The 17,580-nt window shown below is 73.6% G+C and carries 16 protein-coding genes and 1 pseudogene; 11 read left to right on the forward strand and 6 right to left on the reverse strand.

Annotated elements, in window-relative coordinates; genetic code table 11:
- The first annotated feature begins 84 nt into the window (after positions 1-84).
- The 3 genes from ACZ7H1_RS03790 to ACZ7H1_RS03800 are packed head-to-tail and all read left to right on the forward strand — an operon-like array spanning position 85 to position 3,061.
- Entirely contained in the window at positions 85-1,074 is a 990-nt protein-coding gene (locus ACZ7H1_RS03790; protein ID WP_470783428.1) for an ABC transporter substrate-binding protein, read from the forward strand.
- Positions 1,071-2,171: a FecCD family ABC transporter permease gene (locus tag ACZ7H1_RS03795; RefSeq protein ID WP_470783430.1), complete on the forward strand. Its 1,101-nt coding sequence runs from the start codon at positions 1,071-1,073 to the stop codon at positions 2,169-2,171. The genes ACZ7H1_RS03790 and ACZ7H1_RS03795 overlap by 4 nt, the downstream gene beginning before the upstream one ends.
- On the forward strand, positions 2,141-3,061 hold the full coding sequence (locus tag ACZ7H1_RS03800) for an ABC transporter ATP-binding protein (protein WP_470783579.1): 921 nt from the start codon (positions 2,141-2,143) through the stop codon (positions 3,059-3,061). The genes ACZ7H1_RS03795 and ACZ7H1_RS03800 overlap by 31 nt, the downstream gene beginning before the upstream one ends.
- Before the next feature lie 93 nt (positions 3,062-3,154).
- On the opposite strand, the gene sigJ is transcribed toward ACZ7H1_RS03800, so the two are convergent.
- The gene (gene sigJ / locus ACZ7H1_RS03805) at positions 3,155-4,114 is read right to left on the reverse strand and encodes an RNA polymerase sigma factor SigJ (protein ID WP_470783431.1); all 960 of its coding nucleotides are present in this window, start codon (positions 4,112-4,114) and stop codon (positions 3,155-3,157) included.
- Between the two features lie 168 nt (positions 4,115-4,282).
- On the opposite strand from sigJ, the gene ACZ7H1_RS03810 reads away from it, so the two are divergent.
- The 8 genes from ACZ7H1_RS03810 (at position 4,283) to ACZ7H1_RS03845 (ending at position 11,716) form a co-directional block, all read left to right on the forward strand.
- On the forward strand, positions 4,283-4,672 hold the full coding sequence (locus tag ACZ7H1_RS03810; RefSeq protein ID WP_470783433.1) for a hypothetical protein: 390 nt from the start codon (positions 4,283-4,285) through the stop codon (positions 4,670-4,672).
- A 30-nt stretch (positions 4,673-4,702) separates the two neighbouring features.
- Positions 4,703-5,872 (forward strand): alpha/beta hydrolase family protein, encoded by a 1,170-nt coding sequence (locus tag ACZ7H1_RS03815; protein WP_470783435.1) that lies wholly within the window; start codon positions 4,703-4,705, stop codon positions 5,870-5,872.
- Positions 5,873-6,080: 208 nt separating this feature from the next.
- Positions 6,081-6,731 (forward strand): serine/threonine-protein kinase, encoded by a 651-nt coding sequence (locus ACZ7H1_RS03820; RefSeq protein ID WP_470783437.1) that lies wholly within the window; start codon positions 6,081-6,083, stop codon positions 6,729-6,731.
- 181 nt (positions 6,732-6,912) lie between these two features.
- Positions 6,913-7,545: an isochorismatase family protein gene (locus ACZ7H1_RS03825; protein ID WP_470783438.1), complete on the forward strand. Its 633-nt coding sequence runs from the start codon at positions 6,913-6,915 to the stop codon at positions 7,543-7,545.
- Positions 7,546-7,567: 22 nt separating this feature from the next.
- On the forward strand, positions 7,568-8,473 hold the full coding sequence (argB, locus tag ACZ7H1_RS03830; RefSeq protein WP_470783439.1) for an acetylglutamate kinase: 906 nt from the start codon (positions 7,568-7,570) through the stop codon (positions 8,471-8,473).
- A gap of 208 nt (positions 8,474-8,681) precedes the next feature.
- Entirely contained in the window at positions 8,682-10,088 is a 1,407-nt protein-coding gene (locus ACZ7H1_RS03835; RefSeq protein WP_470783441.1) for a lysine N(6)-hydroxylase/L-ornithine N(5)-oxygenase family protein, read from the forward strand.
- A 6-nt stretch (positions 10,089-10,094) separates the two neighbouring features.
- Entirely contained in the window at positions 10,095-11,561 is a 1,467-nt protein-coding gene (locus ACZ7H1_RS03840; RefSeq protein WP_470783442.1) for a condensation domain-containing protein, read from the forward strand.
- Entirely contained in the window at positions 11,507-11,716 is a 210-nt protein-coding gene (locus ACZ7H1_RS03845) for an MbtH family protein (RefSeq protein ID WP_470783444.1), read from the forward strand. Before ACZ7H1_RS03840 ends, ACZ7H1_RS03845 begins: the two co-directional genes overlap by 55 nt.
- Positions 11,717-11,802: 86 nt before the next feature.
- Here the strand turns inward: ACZ7H1_RS03845 and ACZ7H1_RS03850 are convergent, their stop codons facing one another.
- The 5 genes and pseudogenes from ACZ7H1_RS03850 to ACZ7H1_RS03870 form a co-directional block, all read right to left on the reverse strand.
- Complete coding sequence (locus ACZ7H1_RS03850; RefSeq protein WP_470783445.1) at positions 11,803-12,303, reverse strand: GNAT family N-acetyltransferase; 501 nt, start codon at positions 12,301-12,303, stop codon at positions 11,803-11,805.
- 841 nt (positions 12,304-13,144) lie between these two features.
- Positions 13,145-13,921 carry an EamA family transporter gene (locus tag ACZ7H1_RS03855; RefSeq protein WP_470783446.1) on the reverse strand — a complete coding sequence of 259 codons (777 nt, stop codon included), beginning with the start codon at positions 13,919-13,921 and terminating at the stop codon, positions 13,145-13,147.
- 247 nt (positions 13,922-14,168) lie between these two features.
- Positions 14,169-14,846: pseudogene (locus ACZ7H1_RS03860) on the reverse strand (YqcI/YcgG family protein); the annotation flags it as partial.
- 426 nt (positions 14,847-15,272) lie between these two features.
- The gene (locus tag ACZ7H1_RS03865) at positions 15,273-16,214 is read right to left on the reverse strand and encodes an NAD-dependent epimerase/dehydratase family protein (RefSeq protein WP_470783448.1); all 942 of its coding nucleotides are present in this window, start codon (positions 16,212-16,214) and stop codon (positions 15,273-15,275) included.
- Between the two features lie 9 nt (positions 16,215-16,223).
- Complete coding sequence (locus ACZ7H1_RS03870; RefSeq protein WP_470783450.1) at positions 16,224-17,342, reverse strand: putative Ig domain-containing protein; 1,119 nt, start codon at positions 17,340-17,342, stop codon at positions 16,224-16,226.
- Positions 17,343-17,580 lie beyond the last annotated feature (238 nt).

The raw sequence follows: 17,580 nt of genomic DNA on the forward strand, positions 1-17,580 counted from the left end.
GCCCGGCCGCCCGTCCCCCGCTCGGCCCGTCCGCCCGACGAGTCGTGCAGACCATCCGATCCATCTGCGGTGAGAGGACCATCCATGCCCCGCAACCACCCGAAATCCGTGCTGTCCGTGCTCGCCGCAGCCCTGCTGATATCCGGCTGCGGAGGCGGCACCACGCCCTCCGCCACCTCGTCGACGGATCCGGCCGCCAAGGGCTTTCCGGTCACGGTCGACAACTGCGGGGTGAAGACCACCTACCGGCGTCCGCCGCAGCGCGCCGTCTCGCTGAACCAGCACGCGACCGAGGTCATGCTCTCGCTCGGCCTGGCGAAGTCGATGGTGGGCACGGGCTACCTCGACGACAAGATCCTCCCCGAGTACCAGGCCGCCTACGACAGCGTGAAGGTCATCTCCAAGGAGTACCCCTCCTTCGAGGCGCTCCTGGAGGCCGAGCCCGACTTCGTCTACGGCGGATGGACGTCCACCTTCGACGAAAAGGAAGGACGCAGCCGGGCCGCGTTCACCAAGGCCGGGATCAACACCCACCTGAACACCGAGGAATGCCCCACCGGCCCGGTGAACGTGGCCTCCATGGACGCGGAGATCCGTACGCTCGCCAGGATCTTCGGTGTGCCCGAGCGGGCCGAGGCGCGGCTGGGGAAGCTGCACGCCACCCTCGACGGGGTCGAGACCCGGCTCGCCGGCGTCACCCCGGTCAAGCTCTTCGTGTACGACAGCGGCGACAAGACGGCGTTCACGGCGGGCGGCAAGGGCGTCGGCAACGAGATGATCCGGCGGGCCGGCGGGGTGAACCTCTTCGCCGACCTCGACAAGGCCTTCGGCGACGTCTCGTTCGAGCAGGTGGCCCAGCGCGCCCCCGAGGCCATCGTCATCTACGACTACGGCGACCAGTCCGTCGAGGACAAGAAGAAGTTCCTGCTCTCCAACCCGGCGCTGAAGGACGTGCCCGCCATCAAGAACCGGCGGTTCGCGGTCCTGCCGCTGTCCTCCACGGTGCTCGGCGTCCGGATGCCGTCGGCCGTCGAGTCGCTGGCGAAGCAGCTCCACCCGGGCCGGTTCCGGTGACCGAGACGAAAGCCCCGGCGACCGGAGGGGCCGGGCTCCGCGAGGGGGTCCGGCCGCCCGGCCCCGCGCGGCGCCCCGGGATCCCCTACGGCGTGGTCCTGGCGTTCCTGGGCGTCCTGGTGGTCTGCGCCGCCACGGCCGCGATCGCGGCGGGCTCGGTCAGCGTCGGGGCCGACCAGGTGTGGAGCATCCTGCTGCACCGCGTGCACCCGTCACTCGCCGAGCCCACGTGGACCCCGGTGCGCGAGACGATCGTCATCGACGTCCGCCTGCCGCGGGTGCTGCTGGCCGGGGTGGTCGGCGCGGGGCTGTCGGTGGCCGGAATGGCGCTGCAGGCCCTGGTGCGCAATCCGCTGGCGGACCCGATGCTGCTCGGAGTGTCCTCGGGCGCCTCGGTCGGCGCGGTACTCGTCCTGGTCCTCAACCTGACCGTGTTCGGGCTGTTCACCCTGCCGGTGGCGGCGTTCTGCGGCGCCCTGGCCGCCCTCGTCGCCGTGTACTTCCTCGCCCGCTCCGGCGGCAGGATGACGACGGTACGGCTGGTCCTGGCGGGCGTGGCCATGGCCGAGGTGCTGTCGGCGCTGGCCAGCTTCCTGATCGTCACCTCGAACGATCCGCACAAGACGCAGTCCGCGCTGCGCTGGATGCTCGGCGGACTGGCCGGCACCACCTGGACCACGGTGTGGATCCCGGTCGGTGCGGTCCTGCTCGGTACGGCCGTCCTCCTCGGCGTCTGCCGCCCGCTCAACCTCCTGCTGGCCGGGGAGGAGGCCGCCGCGGCCCTCGGTCTGGACGTCCACCGCTTCCGCGGCGCGCTGTTCACGCTGGTGGCCCTGATGATCGGCACGATCGTCGCGGTCAGCGGGCAGATCGGGTTCGTCGGGCTGATCATGCCGCACGTGGTGCGGCTGCTCGTCGGCGCCGACCACCGGCGCGCGCTGCCCGCCGCGGCCCTCCTGGGGGCCGCCTTCCTGATCACCGCGGACCTGGCCGCACGCACGCTCATGAGCCCGGAGGAGATACCCGTCGGCATCCTCACCGCCCTGGTCGGCGGCCCGTTCTTCCTCTGGCTGATGCGACGGAGGGCAGCCCAGTGACCAACCCGACCGACCCGGCCACCCCGACCGGCCCGACCGGCCCGGCGCACCCGCCGACCGGCGGGCCCGGTCGTCTCGAAGCCGACGGCGTCAGCGTCGTGGTGAACGGCAGAGCCCTCGTCCACCAGGCCTCGCTCCACGTGGCACCCGGCGAGGTGCTGGGACTCGTCGGCCCCAACGGCGCCGGCAAGTCCACCCTGCTGCGCACCTTCTACCGGGCGCTGCGCCCCACCTCGGGCCGGGTCCTGCTCGACGGCGAGGACGTCTGGCAGATGCCGGGCAAGCGGCTCGCCCAACGGCTCGCGGCCGTGCTTCAGGAGACGTCCGGGGACTTCGAGCTGACCGTGTACGACGTGGTCGCCATGGGCCGCACCCCGCACAAGCGGGCCTTCGCGGGCGACGACGCCGACGACCGCGAGATCATCACGCGGTCGCTGGCGGAGCTCCGCGTCGACGCCCTCGCCCACGCGCCGTTCGACCGCCTGTCGGGCGGGGAGAAGCAGCGGGTCCTGATCGCCCGCGCGCTCGCCCAGCGCACGGGGACCATGGTCCTGGACGAGCCGACCAACCACCTGGACCTGCGCCACCAGCTCGACGCCCTGCGGCTCGTGCGCAGACTCGGCGCCACCGCGGTCGTCGCGCTGCACGACCTGAACCTCGCGGCGGCCTTCTGCGACCGGATCTGCGTCATGGCCGGCGGCCGCGTCGTCGCCACCGGAAAGCCCGGGGAGGTCCTCACGGCCGCGCTCCTCTCCGAGGTGTACGAGGTCGAGGCCGACGTGATCGAGCATCCGCGCACCGGGGCCCCCTTCATCAGCGTCCTGCCCGGCTGGGAACGGCCGTCCGGCGGGGCGCTGGAGGGAGGAGGACCAGCCGTTCGCAGGGACTGAGCGACCGGGCAGCGGAGCCGGGGCCACGATCGGCCGCGCGGCCGCCGGGTGCTGCGCGAGAGGCGGGCCGTACCGTCCCACGCACCTCTTCCGTCAGGTGCGTTGGGCCTCGGGTCCCGTCCCCTGGGGGCCTTCCTCGATCCACGGACGGAGCTTCTCCGGGTTGCGGACCGCCCAGATGCGGGCGATGCGGCCGCCGGTGACGCCGAACGCCGCCACGGTCACGGTGACGCCGGCGAGCTGGGCGACCAGGCCGGGCCGGCCGTTGACCGTCCGCTCCAGGAGCGTCGTGCCGGGGGCTCTGCCCGCGATGTCGATCAGGTACTCGGCGATGCGCCTGCTGCCCTCCACCGGGCGCAGGACGGTGCCGACCAGACCGCCGCCGTCGGCGGTCATCGTGGCGCCGGGGTCGAGGAGGCCGACGAGGGCCTCGACGTCCCCGGCCTCCCACGCCTCCTTGAAGTGCCGTACCAGAACGGCCTGTCCGGCCGTCGGACCCGCCGGGGCCTGCGCGGCGCGGATCCGGCGACGGGCCGAGGACGCCAGCTGCCGGCAGGCCGCCGGCGTCCGGCCGACGATCGCGGCGACCTCGGCGAAGGGGTACCGGAAGACGTCGTGCAGGATGAAGGCCACGCGTTCGGCCGGTGTCATCGCTTCCAGTACGACGAGGAAGGCCATGCTCACCGACTCGTCGAGGGTGATCCGGTCGGCGGGGTCGGCGGGCTCGGTCCTGCCGCCGCCCGGCCGCCCGCCGGACCACTCCGTACGGTCGGGCAGCGGCTCGGGTATCCATGCGCCGACGTAGCGCTCGCGCCGGGCCCTCGCCGAGCCGAGCACGTCCAGGCAGACGCGGCTCGCCACCGTCGTCAGCCAGGCGCCGGGCGACTCGACGGCCTCCTGCTGCCTGCGCGGCATCGCGTACCAGCGGGCGTAGGTCTCCTGCACGGCGTCCTCGGCCTCGGCCAGCGAACCGAGCATCCGGTAGGCGAGGTTGATCAGCCGGCGCCGCTCGCCGACGATCACGCTCAGGTCCGGCTCGGATGGGGTTCTCATGCTCGCGACCGCTCCCTGGTTCTTCCCGTCCGCCGGCGTTCCGGCGCTTGGACGAACACCGCACCGGAGTGTGGGGCCGGCCCTCGCCTCACATTTCGCGGTCCTGCGTCGTCGGACTGCCGAGACACTACCGAGCCGTCGCCGCACGGCAGAAGAGGGGACCACATCATGGCCACACGGACCACCGCAGCACCGGGCGGCTCCAGATTCCTACAGGTCGCGGTCGCCCTGCAGACCCTGGCCCTGTTCTTCCAGGCGGCCACCGCCGGACTGCTGCTGTCCTCGTCCCACGGCGCGGTACTGCACGACGCAGGGTCGCGCGTGATGTACGGCGCCTCGATGCTGTACGTGCTCGCGGCGGTCCTGGCGTGGCGGCCGGGCGGCGGGCCGGCACGTCCCGTCCTCTACGCCTCCGGCTTCCTCGTCCTCGCCTCGGTGCAGGTGGTGCTGGGCATCGCGCACATGGCGTCGCTCCATGTCCCCCTGGGCGTCCTGATGTTCGGCCTGAGCCTGCTCGCGCTGGTACCGACTTCACGATATCCGCAGAGACTTAGGTAAGCCTTGCCTTATGTGCTTTAAGATGTCGGCATGAAGAAGATCATCCGCGTGCTGACGGCGGTGGCGACCGGTCTGGTCCTGTCCGCGCCCGGCACGCTCGCGACTCCCGCCGCGGCCGCCGCCGGCCCGGCGGGGGCCTCCGCACTCGAACTCCCGCGACCCACCGGCTCCTTAGCGGTCGGGCGCGACACGCTCCATCTCGTGGACCGGGACCGCAAGGACCCCTGGGCGCCCACGGCCGACCGGGAGTTGCTCCTGTCGCTGTACTACCCGGCGCTCGCCCGCACCGGAACCCCCGCTCCCTACATGGCCGTTCCCGAGGCGAAGGCGCTGCTGACCGACCGGGGGCAGCTGGGCGAGTACGCCACCCCCGAACGCATCGCGGCCACCCGCACGCATGCGCGCAAGGACGCCCTGCCCCGGCCGTCGGCGCACCGCTACCCACTGATCGTGCTCTCCCCCGGCTTCACCATGCCGCGCGCCTCGCTGAGCACCCTGGCCGAGGACCTCGCCAGCCGCGGGTACGTCGTTGCCGCGGTGGACCACGCGTACGAGTCGGACGGCACCCTCTTCCCCGGCGGACGGGTCCTCACCTGCAAGGCGTGCGAGCAGGTCTTCCCCGACAGGTCGCTGCACCGCGTCTCCGACGGCCGGGCCCGCGACGCCTCCTTCGTCCTGGACCGGCTCACCGGCCCGCGCTCCGCGTGGCGGTACTCCCGGATGATCGACTCCCGGCGCATCGGCATGGCCGGCCACTCGATCGGCGGCGCGGCCGCCTCGGCCGCCATGGCCGCGGACCCGCGCGTGGACGCCGGGGTCAACATGGACGGCACGTTCTTCACCCCGGTCCCCCAAGGCGGCCTCGACGGGCGCCCCTTCCTGATGCTCGCCGGCGACCCCGCCCTGCTGCCGCCCGACTTCCCGGACACCTCCTGGGAGGACAACTGGCCCCGGCTGGACGGCTGGAAGCGCTGGCTGACCGTCACGGGAGCCGGGCATCCCGGCTTCACCGACTGGCCGGTGCTCGGGGACCAGGTGGGGTACGCGCATCCGGAGACGCCCCTCCCGGGGACCCGCTCGCAGCAGATCACGCGGGCGTACGTCGGCGACTTCTTCGACCAGCACCTGCGCGGGCTGCCGGCGCCGCGCCTGGACGGTCCGACGGCGGCCGACCCCGAGGTCGTGTTCCACCGCAGCTGAGGCCCTGCGCGGGGGTGCCCGGTCACGGCGGGCACCCCCGCCCGATGGAGAGCAGGCGCGAGGTACGCGCGGTGCGCGGGGGAACTGCCCTCGCACCGGGGCGGGTTGTGTCGGGCCCGGCGGATCCGGGGAAGACCACGAGTGTGGCCGGGCACCTCCCCGCCGAGAAGATTCTTAGGTTAGGTTTACCTAATCACGGGGAGTGGGAATGCGGGAAAGAGCGCGAGACCAAGCGCAGCAGGACGAGTGGGCCGACGAAGTGGTCGCCTGGATGGGCTGCCAGGAGGAGATCGACCGCGCGCTGCGCGACGCACTGCACCGCACGCCCAGCCAGCGCGAGGAAACGACCGCCAGGATGGCGGACGCCCTCCGCGGGGCCGCCCAGGGGCTGACCATCCCCGGGTGCGCGGCCGCGGCGGGCGTCCCCGAGCGCACCCTGCGCGAGTGGCTGGACATCGACGCCAGCTTCGCCGGGGCCCTGCGCGCCGCGCAGGAACTGGCCGAGGCGCACGGACTGCGGCCGGGGACACCGCCCACCCCCGCGGCGCTGCAGCTGATGCTGAACGCGATCCGCAAGGGAGCGGCCTGGCCGGCGGCGGCGAGCCTCGTCGGGATCTCCGTCCGCGGGTTCAACCGCCTGCGCGCCGAGGCACCGCCCGTGGCCGCCCTGATCGCGGCGGCCCAGCGGGCCCGGTCGGTGAAGGCCGGCATGGACCAGCGGCGGCGCAAGCCGCCCAGGACCGCGAACCGCCGCACGGGGTACCGGATCGTGCAGCTCGACGATCCCATCCTGTCCCCCGGCAGCCAACCGGACGGCCCCCAAGGCGAGTTGGGCACCGGCACCGTACGCCCGGACTGAGTGTGCGAACGCGCCACGGTGGCCGAACACATGGCATTGCCCACACACGGGCAAGTTGGTTAGGTTAGGCTAAGTTAAGCACGCACTGAGGGGGCGGAGCCGCCTCCAGCCCTCGTCGAGCTCCGCGCGCTCCGCCCGCCGCAGGCGCCCGGCGGAGCGCCGCCAACGAGGAGATCCAGCCGTGGGCCCTGCGACCATCGACCCCTACCCCATGCCCACCCAGGACGTCGTACCGCATTCGGTGGCACCGTGGTCCATCGACCCCGACCGGGCCGCCCTGCTCGTCCACAACATGCAGAACCACCTGCTCCACCCCTTCCCCCGCAACCGCCCGCCCCTCGTGGACCTGATCGGCAACATCAGCGCGCTGCGCCGGGCCGCGCGGCGGCTCGGCCTCCCGGTCGTCTTCAGCGCGGAGCCGCCCGAGCGCCCCGAACAGCGCGGCCTCGCGGCCGAGATGGACACCGGCCCGGCCGCGCCGTACCGCGACGTGTCGATCACCGGGGAACTGACCCCCCTCAAGGGGGAGCACGTGATCGCCAACACCCGGCACAACGCCTTCCTCCGCAGCCACCTGGAGCGCATCCTGCGGACCACGGGCCGGGACCAGCTGATCCTGTGCGGCGTGTTCGCACATTCCGGCGTTCTGCTCACCGCGGCGGACGCCTTCATGAACGACATCCAGCCGTTCGTGGTCGCCGACGCGGTGGCGGACACCTCCGCGGAGGAGCACGCGCTCGCCCTGCGCTGGACGGCCGCCCGGGGCGCCGTCGTACGCACCACCACCTTCCTCATCGACGAACTGGAAGCCTGATGACGACAGCACCCCCCGCCCGGTGAGCGGACACGCGGCGCCACGGGCGCGCACGCTGATCGAGGCCCTGCCGTGGCTGGAACGGTTCCAGGGCAGCACGGTCGTGGTCAAGTTCGGCGGCAACGCCATGGTGAACGAGGAACTCAAGGCGGCGTTCGCCCAGGACGTGGTCTCCCTGCGGTACGCGGGCCTGCGGCCGGTCGTCGTGCACGGCGGCGGCCCGCAGATCAGCGCGATGCTCGAACGGCTCGCCCTGGAGGTCCGCTTCGCCGCCGGACTGCGGGTGACGACCCCGGAGGTGATGCAGGTCGTCCGGATGGTGCTGGCCGGCCAGGTCCAGCGGGACATCGTCGGCCTCATCAACCGGCACGGCGCCTTCGCTGTGGGCATGACCGGCGAGGACGCCCGCACCCTGTCCGCCGTCCGGCGGCCCGCCGTCGTGGACGGCGCGGAGGTGGACATCGGCCTGGTGGGCGACATCGTGCACGTCGAATCCGACACGGTACGGGGGCTGCTGGAGCGGGGGCGCATCCCGGTGATCTCCCCCATCGCCCGGGGAGCGCACGACGGCAACGTCTACAACATCAACGCCGACCTCGCGGCCGCCGCCCTCGCCGAGGCGCTGGACGCGGAGAAGCTGGTGATGCTCACCGACGTCGCGGGCCTGTACGCGGACTGGCCGCACAGCACCCGGATCATCGACCGGCTCACGGCGGGCGAGCTGGAGAAACTGCTGCCCTCGATGGCCGGCGGCATGGTGCCCAAGATGGAGGGCTGCCTGCGGGCGGTGCGCTCCGGCGTCCGGATGGCGCACGTGCTCGACGGCAGGGTGCCGCACGCCCTCGTGCTGGAGGTCTTCGCCGACGAGCACACCGGAACCACGGTGCTGCCCGACGAACCGCCGCAGGAAGAACGCCCTCCCCGCTGAGCAGGGGAGGACCGGCCTCCCCCGGTCCTCCCCGCCCTCGCCAAGGCCGGATACGGTTCCGGGGGCCGGGTGTCTCCAACTTCCGTGGACCCGAAGCGAGCTGACTGTGCGTGAGGTGTCTCCGGCCCAACTTGACAGTCTTCAACCTGTCAGCGATGTTAGGCCAGCCTTACCTAACCAGACAGGGTAGGACCAAGGAAGGATGGGCATGTCCGCACCGCACGCGAGCTCCATACCCGGGGAAGCACTCCCGGACACCAGGGACCTGGTAGGAATCGGCTTCGGGCCGGCCAACCTCGCCCTGGCGATAGCGATCCGGGAGCACAACGGCCGCCGGGCCTCCGGCGAGGGGATCCGGGCCTCCTTCATCGAGCGCCAGGACGACTTCGGCTGGCACCAGGGCATGCTCCTCGAAGGAGCCACCATGCAGGTGTCGTTCCTCAAGGACCTGGTGACGATGCGTGACCCCGGGAGCTCCTTCAGCTTCCTGCACTACCTCCAGGACCGGGGCAGGCTCGCCGACTTCATCAACCAGAAGACGTTCTTCCCCACGCGCCTGGAGTTCCACGACTACTTCCGCTGGTGCGCCGCCTCCTTCACCGAGCAGGTCGACTACGCCACCGAGGCCGTCGAGGTGCGCCCGGCCGGGCCCGCGGGCGCCGCGGACCTCCTGGACGTCATCACCCGGCCGGCCTCCGGGACCGGGCCGGAGCGCGCCACCCGCACCCGCAACCTCGTCCTCGGGACCGGCCTGCGCCCCCGCATCCCCGCCGGGGTCCGCACCGGCCGCCACATCTGGCACAACCGCGATCTGCTGCACCGCGCACCGGAACTGACCGCCCGTCCGCACCGCCGCTTCGTCGTCGTCGGCGCCGGGCAGTCCGCCGCAGAGACCGCCGACCACCTCCACCGGACGTTCCCGGACGCCGAGGTCTGCGCCGTGTTCTCGCGGTACGGGTACAGCCCGGCCGACGACAGCCCCTTCGCCAACCGGATCTTCGACCCGTCGGCCGTGGACGAGTTCTTCCAGGCTCCGGAGGAGGTCAAGCAGCGGCTGATCGGCTACCACGCCAACACCAACTACGCGGTGGTGGACGGTGATCTGATCGAGCACCTGTACCGGACCGTCTACCAGGAGAAGGTCGCGGGCGCCGAACGGCTGCGGATCCTGAACACCACCGCCCTCACCTCCGTCGAGGAACTCGCCGACGGTGCACGGGCCGTGGTGCGCTCCCTCACGACGGGAGAGACGCAGACCCTCGACTGCGACGCGCTGGTGCTGGCCACCGGCTACCGGCCCACCGAGCCCGCGGAGCTGCTCGGCGACCTCGCCGGGGAGTGCCTCACCGACGGACAGGGCCGGCTGCGCGTCGGCCGCGACCACCGGGTGGAGACCACCGACCGGGTGCGGGCCGGCATCTACGTCCAGGGCGGCGCCGCCGAGCACACCCACGGCATCACGGCCTCCCTGCTGTCCACCCTGGCCGTGCGCTCCGGGGAGATCTGCGACTCCCTGCTGCTGCGCGGCACCGAGCGAGAGGTGCAGACCAGCCTGGCCGCCGCGGCGGCCGGGGCGACGGCCGTGGCCGACGGCGTCCCCGCGCACCAGGGCTGACCCGCCGTGCCGCGTACCGACACGGCCGGGCTCACGGCGGCGCAGGCGCACGTACTGGCCGCGCAGCGCGCGGATCCGTCGTACGCCGGCCACAACGCGGGCCAGTACGTCGAGTTCGCCGGCCCGCTCGACACGGCGGCGCTCGACGAAGCCGTGCGGCAGGCCTACGCCGAGGCTCCCTGGCTCGGCTCGCGGCCGACGGCCCGGGGCGGGCTGCCGCGCCTGGACACCTCCGGGGCGGCCGATCCCTTGGGCGCGGCGGTCGAGCTGGTGCGCCGCCAGCTCGCCTGCCCGCCACGGCCCGAACAGCTCACCGCGGCGGCGGGCCCCGGCCCGGCACCCGGCCTCACCGGCGCCGTGCTGGTCCGGGTCGGCCCCGAACACCACCTGCTGGTGCAGTACTTCCACCTGCTGGCGGTCGACGGGTACGGGGTGGCGCTGCTCAACCGCCGGATCGCCGAGGTGTACAGGGCGCTCGTGCACGGCCGGCGGCCCGGCCCCACGCCCTTCGCGCCGGTCTCCGTACTGGTCGACGCGGACCGTGCGTACGCCGGCTCGCCGGCGCAGGCCGCGGACCGGCGGTACTGGACGGAGCGGTACGCCGACCGGCCCGCGCCGGTGTCACCCGCCGGGCGCACCGCCCCCGCCGGGGACACCGCGCGGCGCCACACCGTACGGCTCGGCGCGGAGCAGAGCAGGGCCGTGCACGACGCCGTCCGCACGACCCGCCTCACGTGGGCCGAGGCCGTGCTCGCCGCGACCGCGGTGTGCGTGACGGCCTCGGCCGGCGCGCGCGAGGCGGTGCTCGCCGTCTACGCGACGGCGCGGACCTCCCCCGGGACCCTCCGGGTGCCGGGCACGGCCGTGAACGTCCTGCCGGTGCGGCTGCCGGTCCGGGGGGCGGACACCTTCCGGTCCCTGCTGCGCACGGCGGCCGGCGAGCTCGCCCTGCTCCGTCGCCACCAGCGGTTCCGCGGGGAGGAGCTGGCCCGCACGCTGTGGCCGGAGCACGGGGGCGGCGGCCGGGTTCCGGGACTGCTGGTCGACCTGCGGACGTTCGAGACGGACCTGGACTTCGGCGGTATCCCCGGACGGGTCGTCAGCCTCGCCTCGGGGCCGGTCGACGACCTGTCGCTGGCCTGCTCGGCGGACCGCGGCGGACGGCTCCGCCTGGACTTCGACGCGAACCCGGCCCTGTACGCCGAAGCCGGACTCGCCCGGTTCGCCTCGCTGTTCACCGGGACGCTGGCGGCGCTCTGCGGCGCCCCCGACCTCCCCGTCGCCTCCCTCACGGAGCGGGTGCCGGTCCCGGAGCCGCGGACCGGCACCGGAACCGTCCCGCCCGCGCGGACGGCCCCGCGCACCACCGATCCCCATCCCGCACCGGCCGGCCCGGTCATCAAGCAAGGAGAGACGCCATGGCCACGACCAACCCCTTCGAGGACGACGACGCCCGCTACTTCGTCCTCGTGAACGCCGAGAACCAGCACTCGCTCTGGCCCGCCTTCGCGGAGGTTCCCCCGGGCTGGACCGTCGTGCACGGCGAGGACAGCCGGCAGGGGTGCGCCGAGTACACGGAAGAGCACTGGACCGACATGCGGCCCGCCAGCCTCGTCGCCAGGGGCTGACCGGCGGATCATCCGCCCGCACGCGCGGGGCCGGGAGGGAGCGGCTGCTCCGTCCCGGCCCCCGGCCGCCTGCGGGCCCGTACGGCTCAGAGCCGCCGGGAGAGCACCTCGGATCCGCGCGCGGGGTCCAGCGCCCCCGCCCAGGCGGCGGGCGCCCGCCCCTGGCCGGCGCCCTCGAAGCCGTACCGCCGGAAGAGGGCGGCGCCACTGGTCGTCGCGGTGAACAGCTCCCGTACCGAGCGGCTGCGCGCCTCGGTGAAGGCCGCGCGCAGCAGTGCACCGCCCAGCCCCTGCCCCTGACTCCCCCGGGCGACGCAGAAGTTGTAGAGCACGGCGGCTCCGTCCCCCTCGTAGCTCAGCGCGAGACAGCCCCGGACCGGGGTGCGGCCGCGACCGGTCACGAGGAGGAACTCCCCGGCGTGTGCGCGGTAGTGGTCGATGCTGCGGGGCCGTAGGGCGCCGGAGCCGACGAAGGCCAGCGAGAGCGCGTGGAGGGCGGGGGCGTCCTGCGGGACGGCCCGACGGACCAGCGGCGGAAGATCGTCCGCACCGTGGACCGGCGGACGGGTGGCGGCGGCAGTAATCACACACTTAGGTTAGCCTTCCCTAAGTTGACCTGCAATCCAGACCTCACGCCCAACACGCGGCCCACGGGGGCTGGTTGACCGAGCTGGGGCCCCGGTCCCCGGCACGTCCGTTCGCCCGGCCCTGCGATTCGTCCCCTCGGGCCCGCAGCGCCCGGACCACAACCGAATGCACGACTGGGGGAAGCCGGTGGGAGTCCGGCACTGGCCTGCAACCGTGTGCGGCGCATCCGCGCCGCGAGTCGGAGTACCCGGCGTGCAGCGCGGACGGCTTCGATCCGTCCGCGACGCCCGCCGGGCCGCAGCGGCGAGTTCACCGCCCTGATGGGCCGCAACGGCTCCGGCACGTCCTCCCTGCTCTGGGCCCTCCAGGGCTCCGGACCCCGCCAGGCCGGAGCGGTGGCCGTCACGCCCGCGCCGGGCGGCGCTCCGGCCGACCCGCGCACACTGCCCGCCGCCGGCGCCCGCCGCCTGGTGGGGCTGGTCCCGCAGACCCCGACCGACCTGCTCTACCTGGAGAGCGTCGCGCAGGAACTCGACCAGGCCGACGCCGGGTACGCCACCGGGTCCACTGCACGCGGCCCGATCGCGTTCGGCCCGGCCACGTCGCTCGGCTGGGTCACCGGCCGCGCCGTCACCAACGTCCTCCGCATCTCGCTCGCGGGCCGGCGGTCCTCACGGTCTTCCGCCGCGCGGCCCGCAGGCCCGCTTCCATGCCCCGGTCCGTTTCGACTCCCGCTGAACCCCGGCCGCAGCGGGCCGGCAGTCAGTCCCCCGGCACCGCCTGCGCGTCGAGGTAGACCCAGGCCTTCGCGCCCGAGCCGGTGTGGCGTTGCGCTGCCGGTCATGCGGAGACCCTTTCGGGGAACGTATCCGTCGTTGACGTGCCCGCCTCGGCGGGCTCCGAGATCCACACGACCGCGGCGCCCGCGGCCGCCACGACGACGATCCCGGCGACGGCCGCCCAGCCGATGCGCTCGCCGAGGATCAGCAGCCCGGCCAGCGAGCCCATGACGGGGTCGATGCTGAACAGGGTCCCGACCACGCGGGCGGAGGAGACCCGGGCGGCGATCGTGTCGACGGCGTACGGGATGGCGACGCCGATGGCGGCGGCGAGGGCCAGCACCAGCCACTGCTGCCCGCTGACCCGGCCGACCGCACCGATCCCGAACGGCGCGGAGACGACGGCGGCGACCGCCACCGACAGCGCCAGGCCGGACAGTCCGCTGTCGTCCTTGCCGACCTTCTCGGCGAAGACGGTGTAGAGGGCGAAGAAGGCCGCCGCTCCGAGGCCGAAGGCGGAGCCGGACACGCTGAAGTAGCCGCCGGGGCCCGAGATCAGCAGCACGCCGGCGAAGGCCGCGAGCGCGCACATGCCCTCCCGTATCCGCCGGGAGGCGAGGAACGCCACGGCGCACGGCCCCAGGAACTCCAGCGTGACGGCGACACCGAGCGGGATCCGGTCGATGGCCGAGTACAGGCAGAGGTTCATGGCGGCCATGGCCAGCCCGTAGACGACGATCGACGTCCACTGGCCGCGGGTCCTTCCACGCAGCCGCGGCCTGATGAGCACGCAGAGGATCAGCGCGGCGATCGCCATGCGCAGGGAGCTGACGGGCATGGGTCCGAGCGCGTCGAAGAGCCCTGCGGCGAAGGCCGAGGACAGCTGGATTCCCGTCGAGCCGACCAGGATGAGCCCGAGTGCCTGCCGTGCGCCGCGGCGGCCGGTGGCCGCGGTCGTGCCCGCCCCGCGCGGTGCCGACGTACGAGGTGACGTCCTGCTCGGTGACGGCGGCGTACGGGCAGCCGTTGGCGTCGCCGGGGAAGAACTGGGGAAGCTCCGGGGCGTCGCCGTGCGTGCCCAGGTGGGGGGAGAGGCCGACGCCGTCGTACGCGGCGATGCGCCTGCGTATCCCCTTGCGCGCGGCGGCCGCGTGGACCGGCAGCCGGTCGAAGCCGGCCCGGGACTGGACGACGAGGGTGAAGGCACGGCCCAGGTTGCGGCTGCGCCGGAGCCGGTGGTGGCGGGTGCTGACGCTGATGAAGAAGTCGATGCCCTTGTACCAGAAGTTCCACCGCGGGTCCGCGGGATCGACGGGCGCGTCAGCGGGCCACTCGCCCCCGGCTTCGAGCAGGGTGAGCAGGATCCGCCGGAACGCGTCGTGGTCGCCGTCCAGGGAGTCCGACTCGATTCCGTCGAGCCACAGGACCACGACCTGGTCGGGGTCCTCCCAGATCGCCGCGGTGGCCAGGTCCATGAGGGTGACGGCGACGCCCCAGCCGTCCTGGGCGACGTCGCCGGCGCCGAAGAGGAGTTCGTCCTTGCGTAACGCCATGGGGGCGAAGACGCACGGGAAGTCCGGTGACCCGGCGGTCTCTTTGAACTCGGCCACGTGCGATTCCAGCCCCTCGGGGTGGCTGCCGGGTCTGAACAGGTGGCGGTGGGTGGTGCTGCTGGACACGCTTCGCCTCGCAACGGATCGGGCTGCACTGGTCCGCCGTCGCCAGGCGAGAAGTGCACGCGGCTCGACTGGGCGCATCGGCATGCGCACAACCTGGCAGCCGACCCCGGTTGCTGTCCACACCAAAAACCCCTATCTGCCACCCGCTGCGCGCCATTTACATTGCATTTGCGTGGCACAGATCGCGATAGGCGCGCATTTGCGAGGCCCACGGCGCGCTCGGGGGCAGGGGTGGGTCCTCGCCTCACCAGATCGATTTCGCCTGCCACTCCCGGGGGCTTCGCCCGTCTGTCACGGACGGCTTGCGACCGCGCGTGCACGACCCGCGGCGCGAAGGGCCGGGCCACGGCGGCGGGTTCCGTTTGCCTTCCGCGTCCCTGCGGTTCCACCGCGGCCGCCACCACGGCCGGTGCCGCGCAACCCGGGCCGGGCGGGGTGGGCGCGGCAGGCGCGGCGACGAGCCGCGCCGGGACACTTTGGCCGGACTTCGCGCCCGGGGGCCCGTAGAGCTCAGCTCGTTGCCGTCAGCCGCGCGCGCCACCAGGCCACGGTCGCCGCGATCTGTTCGTCGACAGGGGTGGCCCGCACCGCGAACGCCGCCTCGTACGCGCTCGAATCGACCACGAAGGGGCGCTCGAACTGGTAGCGGATCTCCTTCAGTTCGCGCATCGTCGGGGAGACGAGGGACGCCAGGCCCAGCACGGCCGACGGGAGGCCGCGCACGGCGACGGGAGCCCTTCCCGCCCCGGCGGCAAGGCGGTCGGCCATCTCCCGGACGGACAGCGCGGGCCCGGTCGGGACGTGCCAGGGCCGGCCCCAGGCCCGTTCGTCGCCTGCGACCGCGACCAGGGCCGCAGCCACGTCGGGCACGTAGGTCCAGCTGTGCGGGGCGTCCGGGTCGCCGAGCGCGGAGACCGGCTTGCCGCGCAGCAGCCGCGGTACGACCCGCGCGGCCAGGTGCCCGCCGCCGGTCACGCCGGGGCCGAAGAAGTCCGAGGCCCTTACTTCGACCGCCGTGATGCGGCCCTCGTCGTGCAGCGTGCGCGCCTGCTCCCAGACGGCAGCGCGCACCCGCCCCTTGGGGCCGGTCGCCGCGAGCGGCAGTCCTTCCGTCATGGGAGCGTCCACCGGCCCGTAGCCGTAGAGGTTGCCCAGCATGACGAGCACGGCCCCGGTCGCCTCGGCCGCGGCACAGAGCGACGAGGCCAGTGGCGGCCACTCGCCCGCCCAGCGGTGGTAGGGCGGCGCGGCGCAGCCGTAGATCGCCGCCGCGCCCTTCGCGGCGTCGGCGAGTCGCCCGCTGTCCGCCGCGTCGAACGCCACGTGCTCGATGCCGGGCTCCGGGCTGCGGCCCGACCTGGTGACGACCCGTACCGCATGACCCTGCTCGGCCAGCAGCCGGGCGGTGGCCGCTCCGGCGGGCCCGGAACCCACGACGACATGAAGACTCACGTACGCACACTAGCGCGAGTGGACCCGGAACCAGTTGAGGGTGAGCGGGAAGGCGGTACCGGCAGAGGCTCCGGTCGCGTCCGTGACGCCGGCCGTGATCTGGACGGTCCCCGAGGCCCACGGCTTGCCGTTGATCCGGCCCGTCGCGGCGTCCAGGGCCAGCCCCCAGGGAAGCCCGCTCGCGCTGTAGCGCAGTGGGGGCTTCCCGCCGGTCGCGGCGAGCTGGACCGTGCAGTTCTGGTTGAACTTGCAGGTCTGCGGGCCGGGGTTGGCGAGTTTGAGGTCGCCGGTGGGCGGCGGTGTGCTGCCGTCGCAGCCGGGAGCGGCCTCCACGGGCAGCGCCACGCGCCAGATCTGGTTGTCGTTCTCGGATCCCACCAGGAGCGTGGCGCAGTCGGCGTACGTCACGATCTCGCCCTGCGGCTGGGCGGGCAGCGGGATGTCCGCGAGCCTGGCTCCGGTCGTGGCGTCGTACACCGAGGCCGTGTTCGCCCCGAGGGGGCCGCCGCTGCGCAGGGTGTAGGACCGCCCTGTGGGCGAGAAGGCGCCGTCGGTGGCGAAGACGGGGCCGGGCCGGACCGGCGTGAGGGTGTTCAGCTGTCCGGGCTGCGGCGGCAGCGGCGCCTTGTACAACTGGCCCGGGGCGCCGATGAGTTTGCTGGCGACGTACCACTGTCCGGTCGCGGGGTCGGCGAGGAGCGATTCGGCGTCGTGGCGGCCGTCGGAGTAGGCGAGGCGGTGGGTGACCGGGGTGACCGTGGCGACCGTGGCGTTCCCGAGGGTGTCGGGTTCCGGGATGCTGTGGACGGTGAGTTCGGCTCGGCCGCTGAGGTTGTCGCCGATGTCGCCGACGAGGATCACCGGGCGGCCGGCCGGGTCCTTCCCCGGGGCCAGCGCCTCCCAGTCCGTGTTGGAGGCGCCTGCGACGGTCAGGGTGGCCCTGAGCCGGCCGGTGGGGCCGCTGCAGTCGACCGCGAACACCTGGTTGCTGTTGCCGCTGTCGTTGACGGCGTAGAAGACGCCGGGGTGGCGCGTGCTCATGGCGAGCCCGCTGATCTCCGCCAGGCCGGCGGGCAGGGTGCACGCGCGCTCCGGGGCGGCGGCGGTCGCTGCGGGCTGCGCGTCCATGGCGGAAGCGGGTGCGGATGCGGGTGCGGATGCGGGTGCGGGTGCGGAGCTTGCTGCGGATGCGGCCTGCGGTAACGGCCACAGCAGGGCGAGGCCCGGGGGGGGGGGGGGGGGGGGGGGGGGGGGGGGGGGGAGGGGGAGGGGGTGGAGGGGGGGGGGGTGGGGGGGGGGGTGGGCGCGGTGCCGCCGCTGCACACCCCGGTATGGACCCGCGAGTTCAAGCTGGTGGTCGCGCCGT

It is taken from the genome of Streptomyces sp. NPDC037401, from assembly GCF_055602345.1.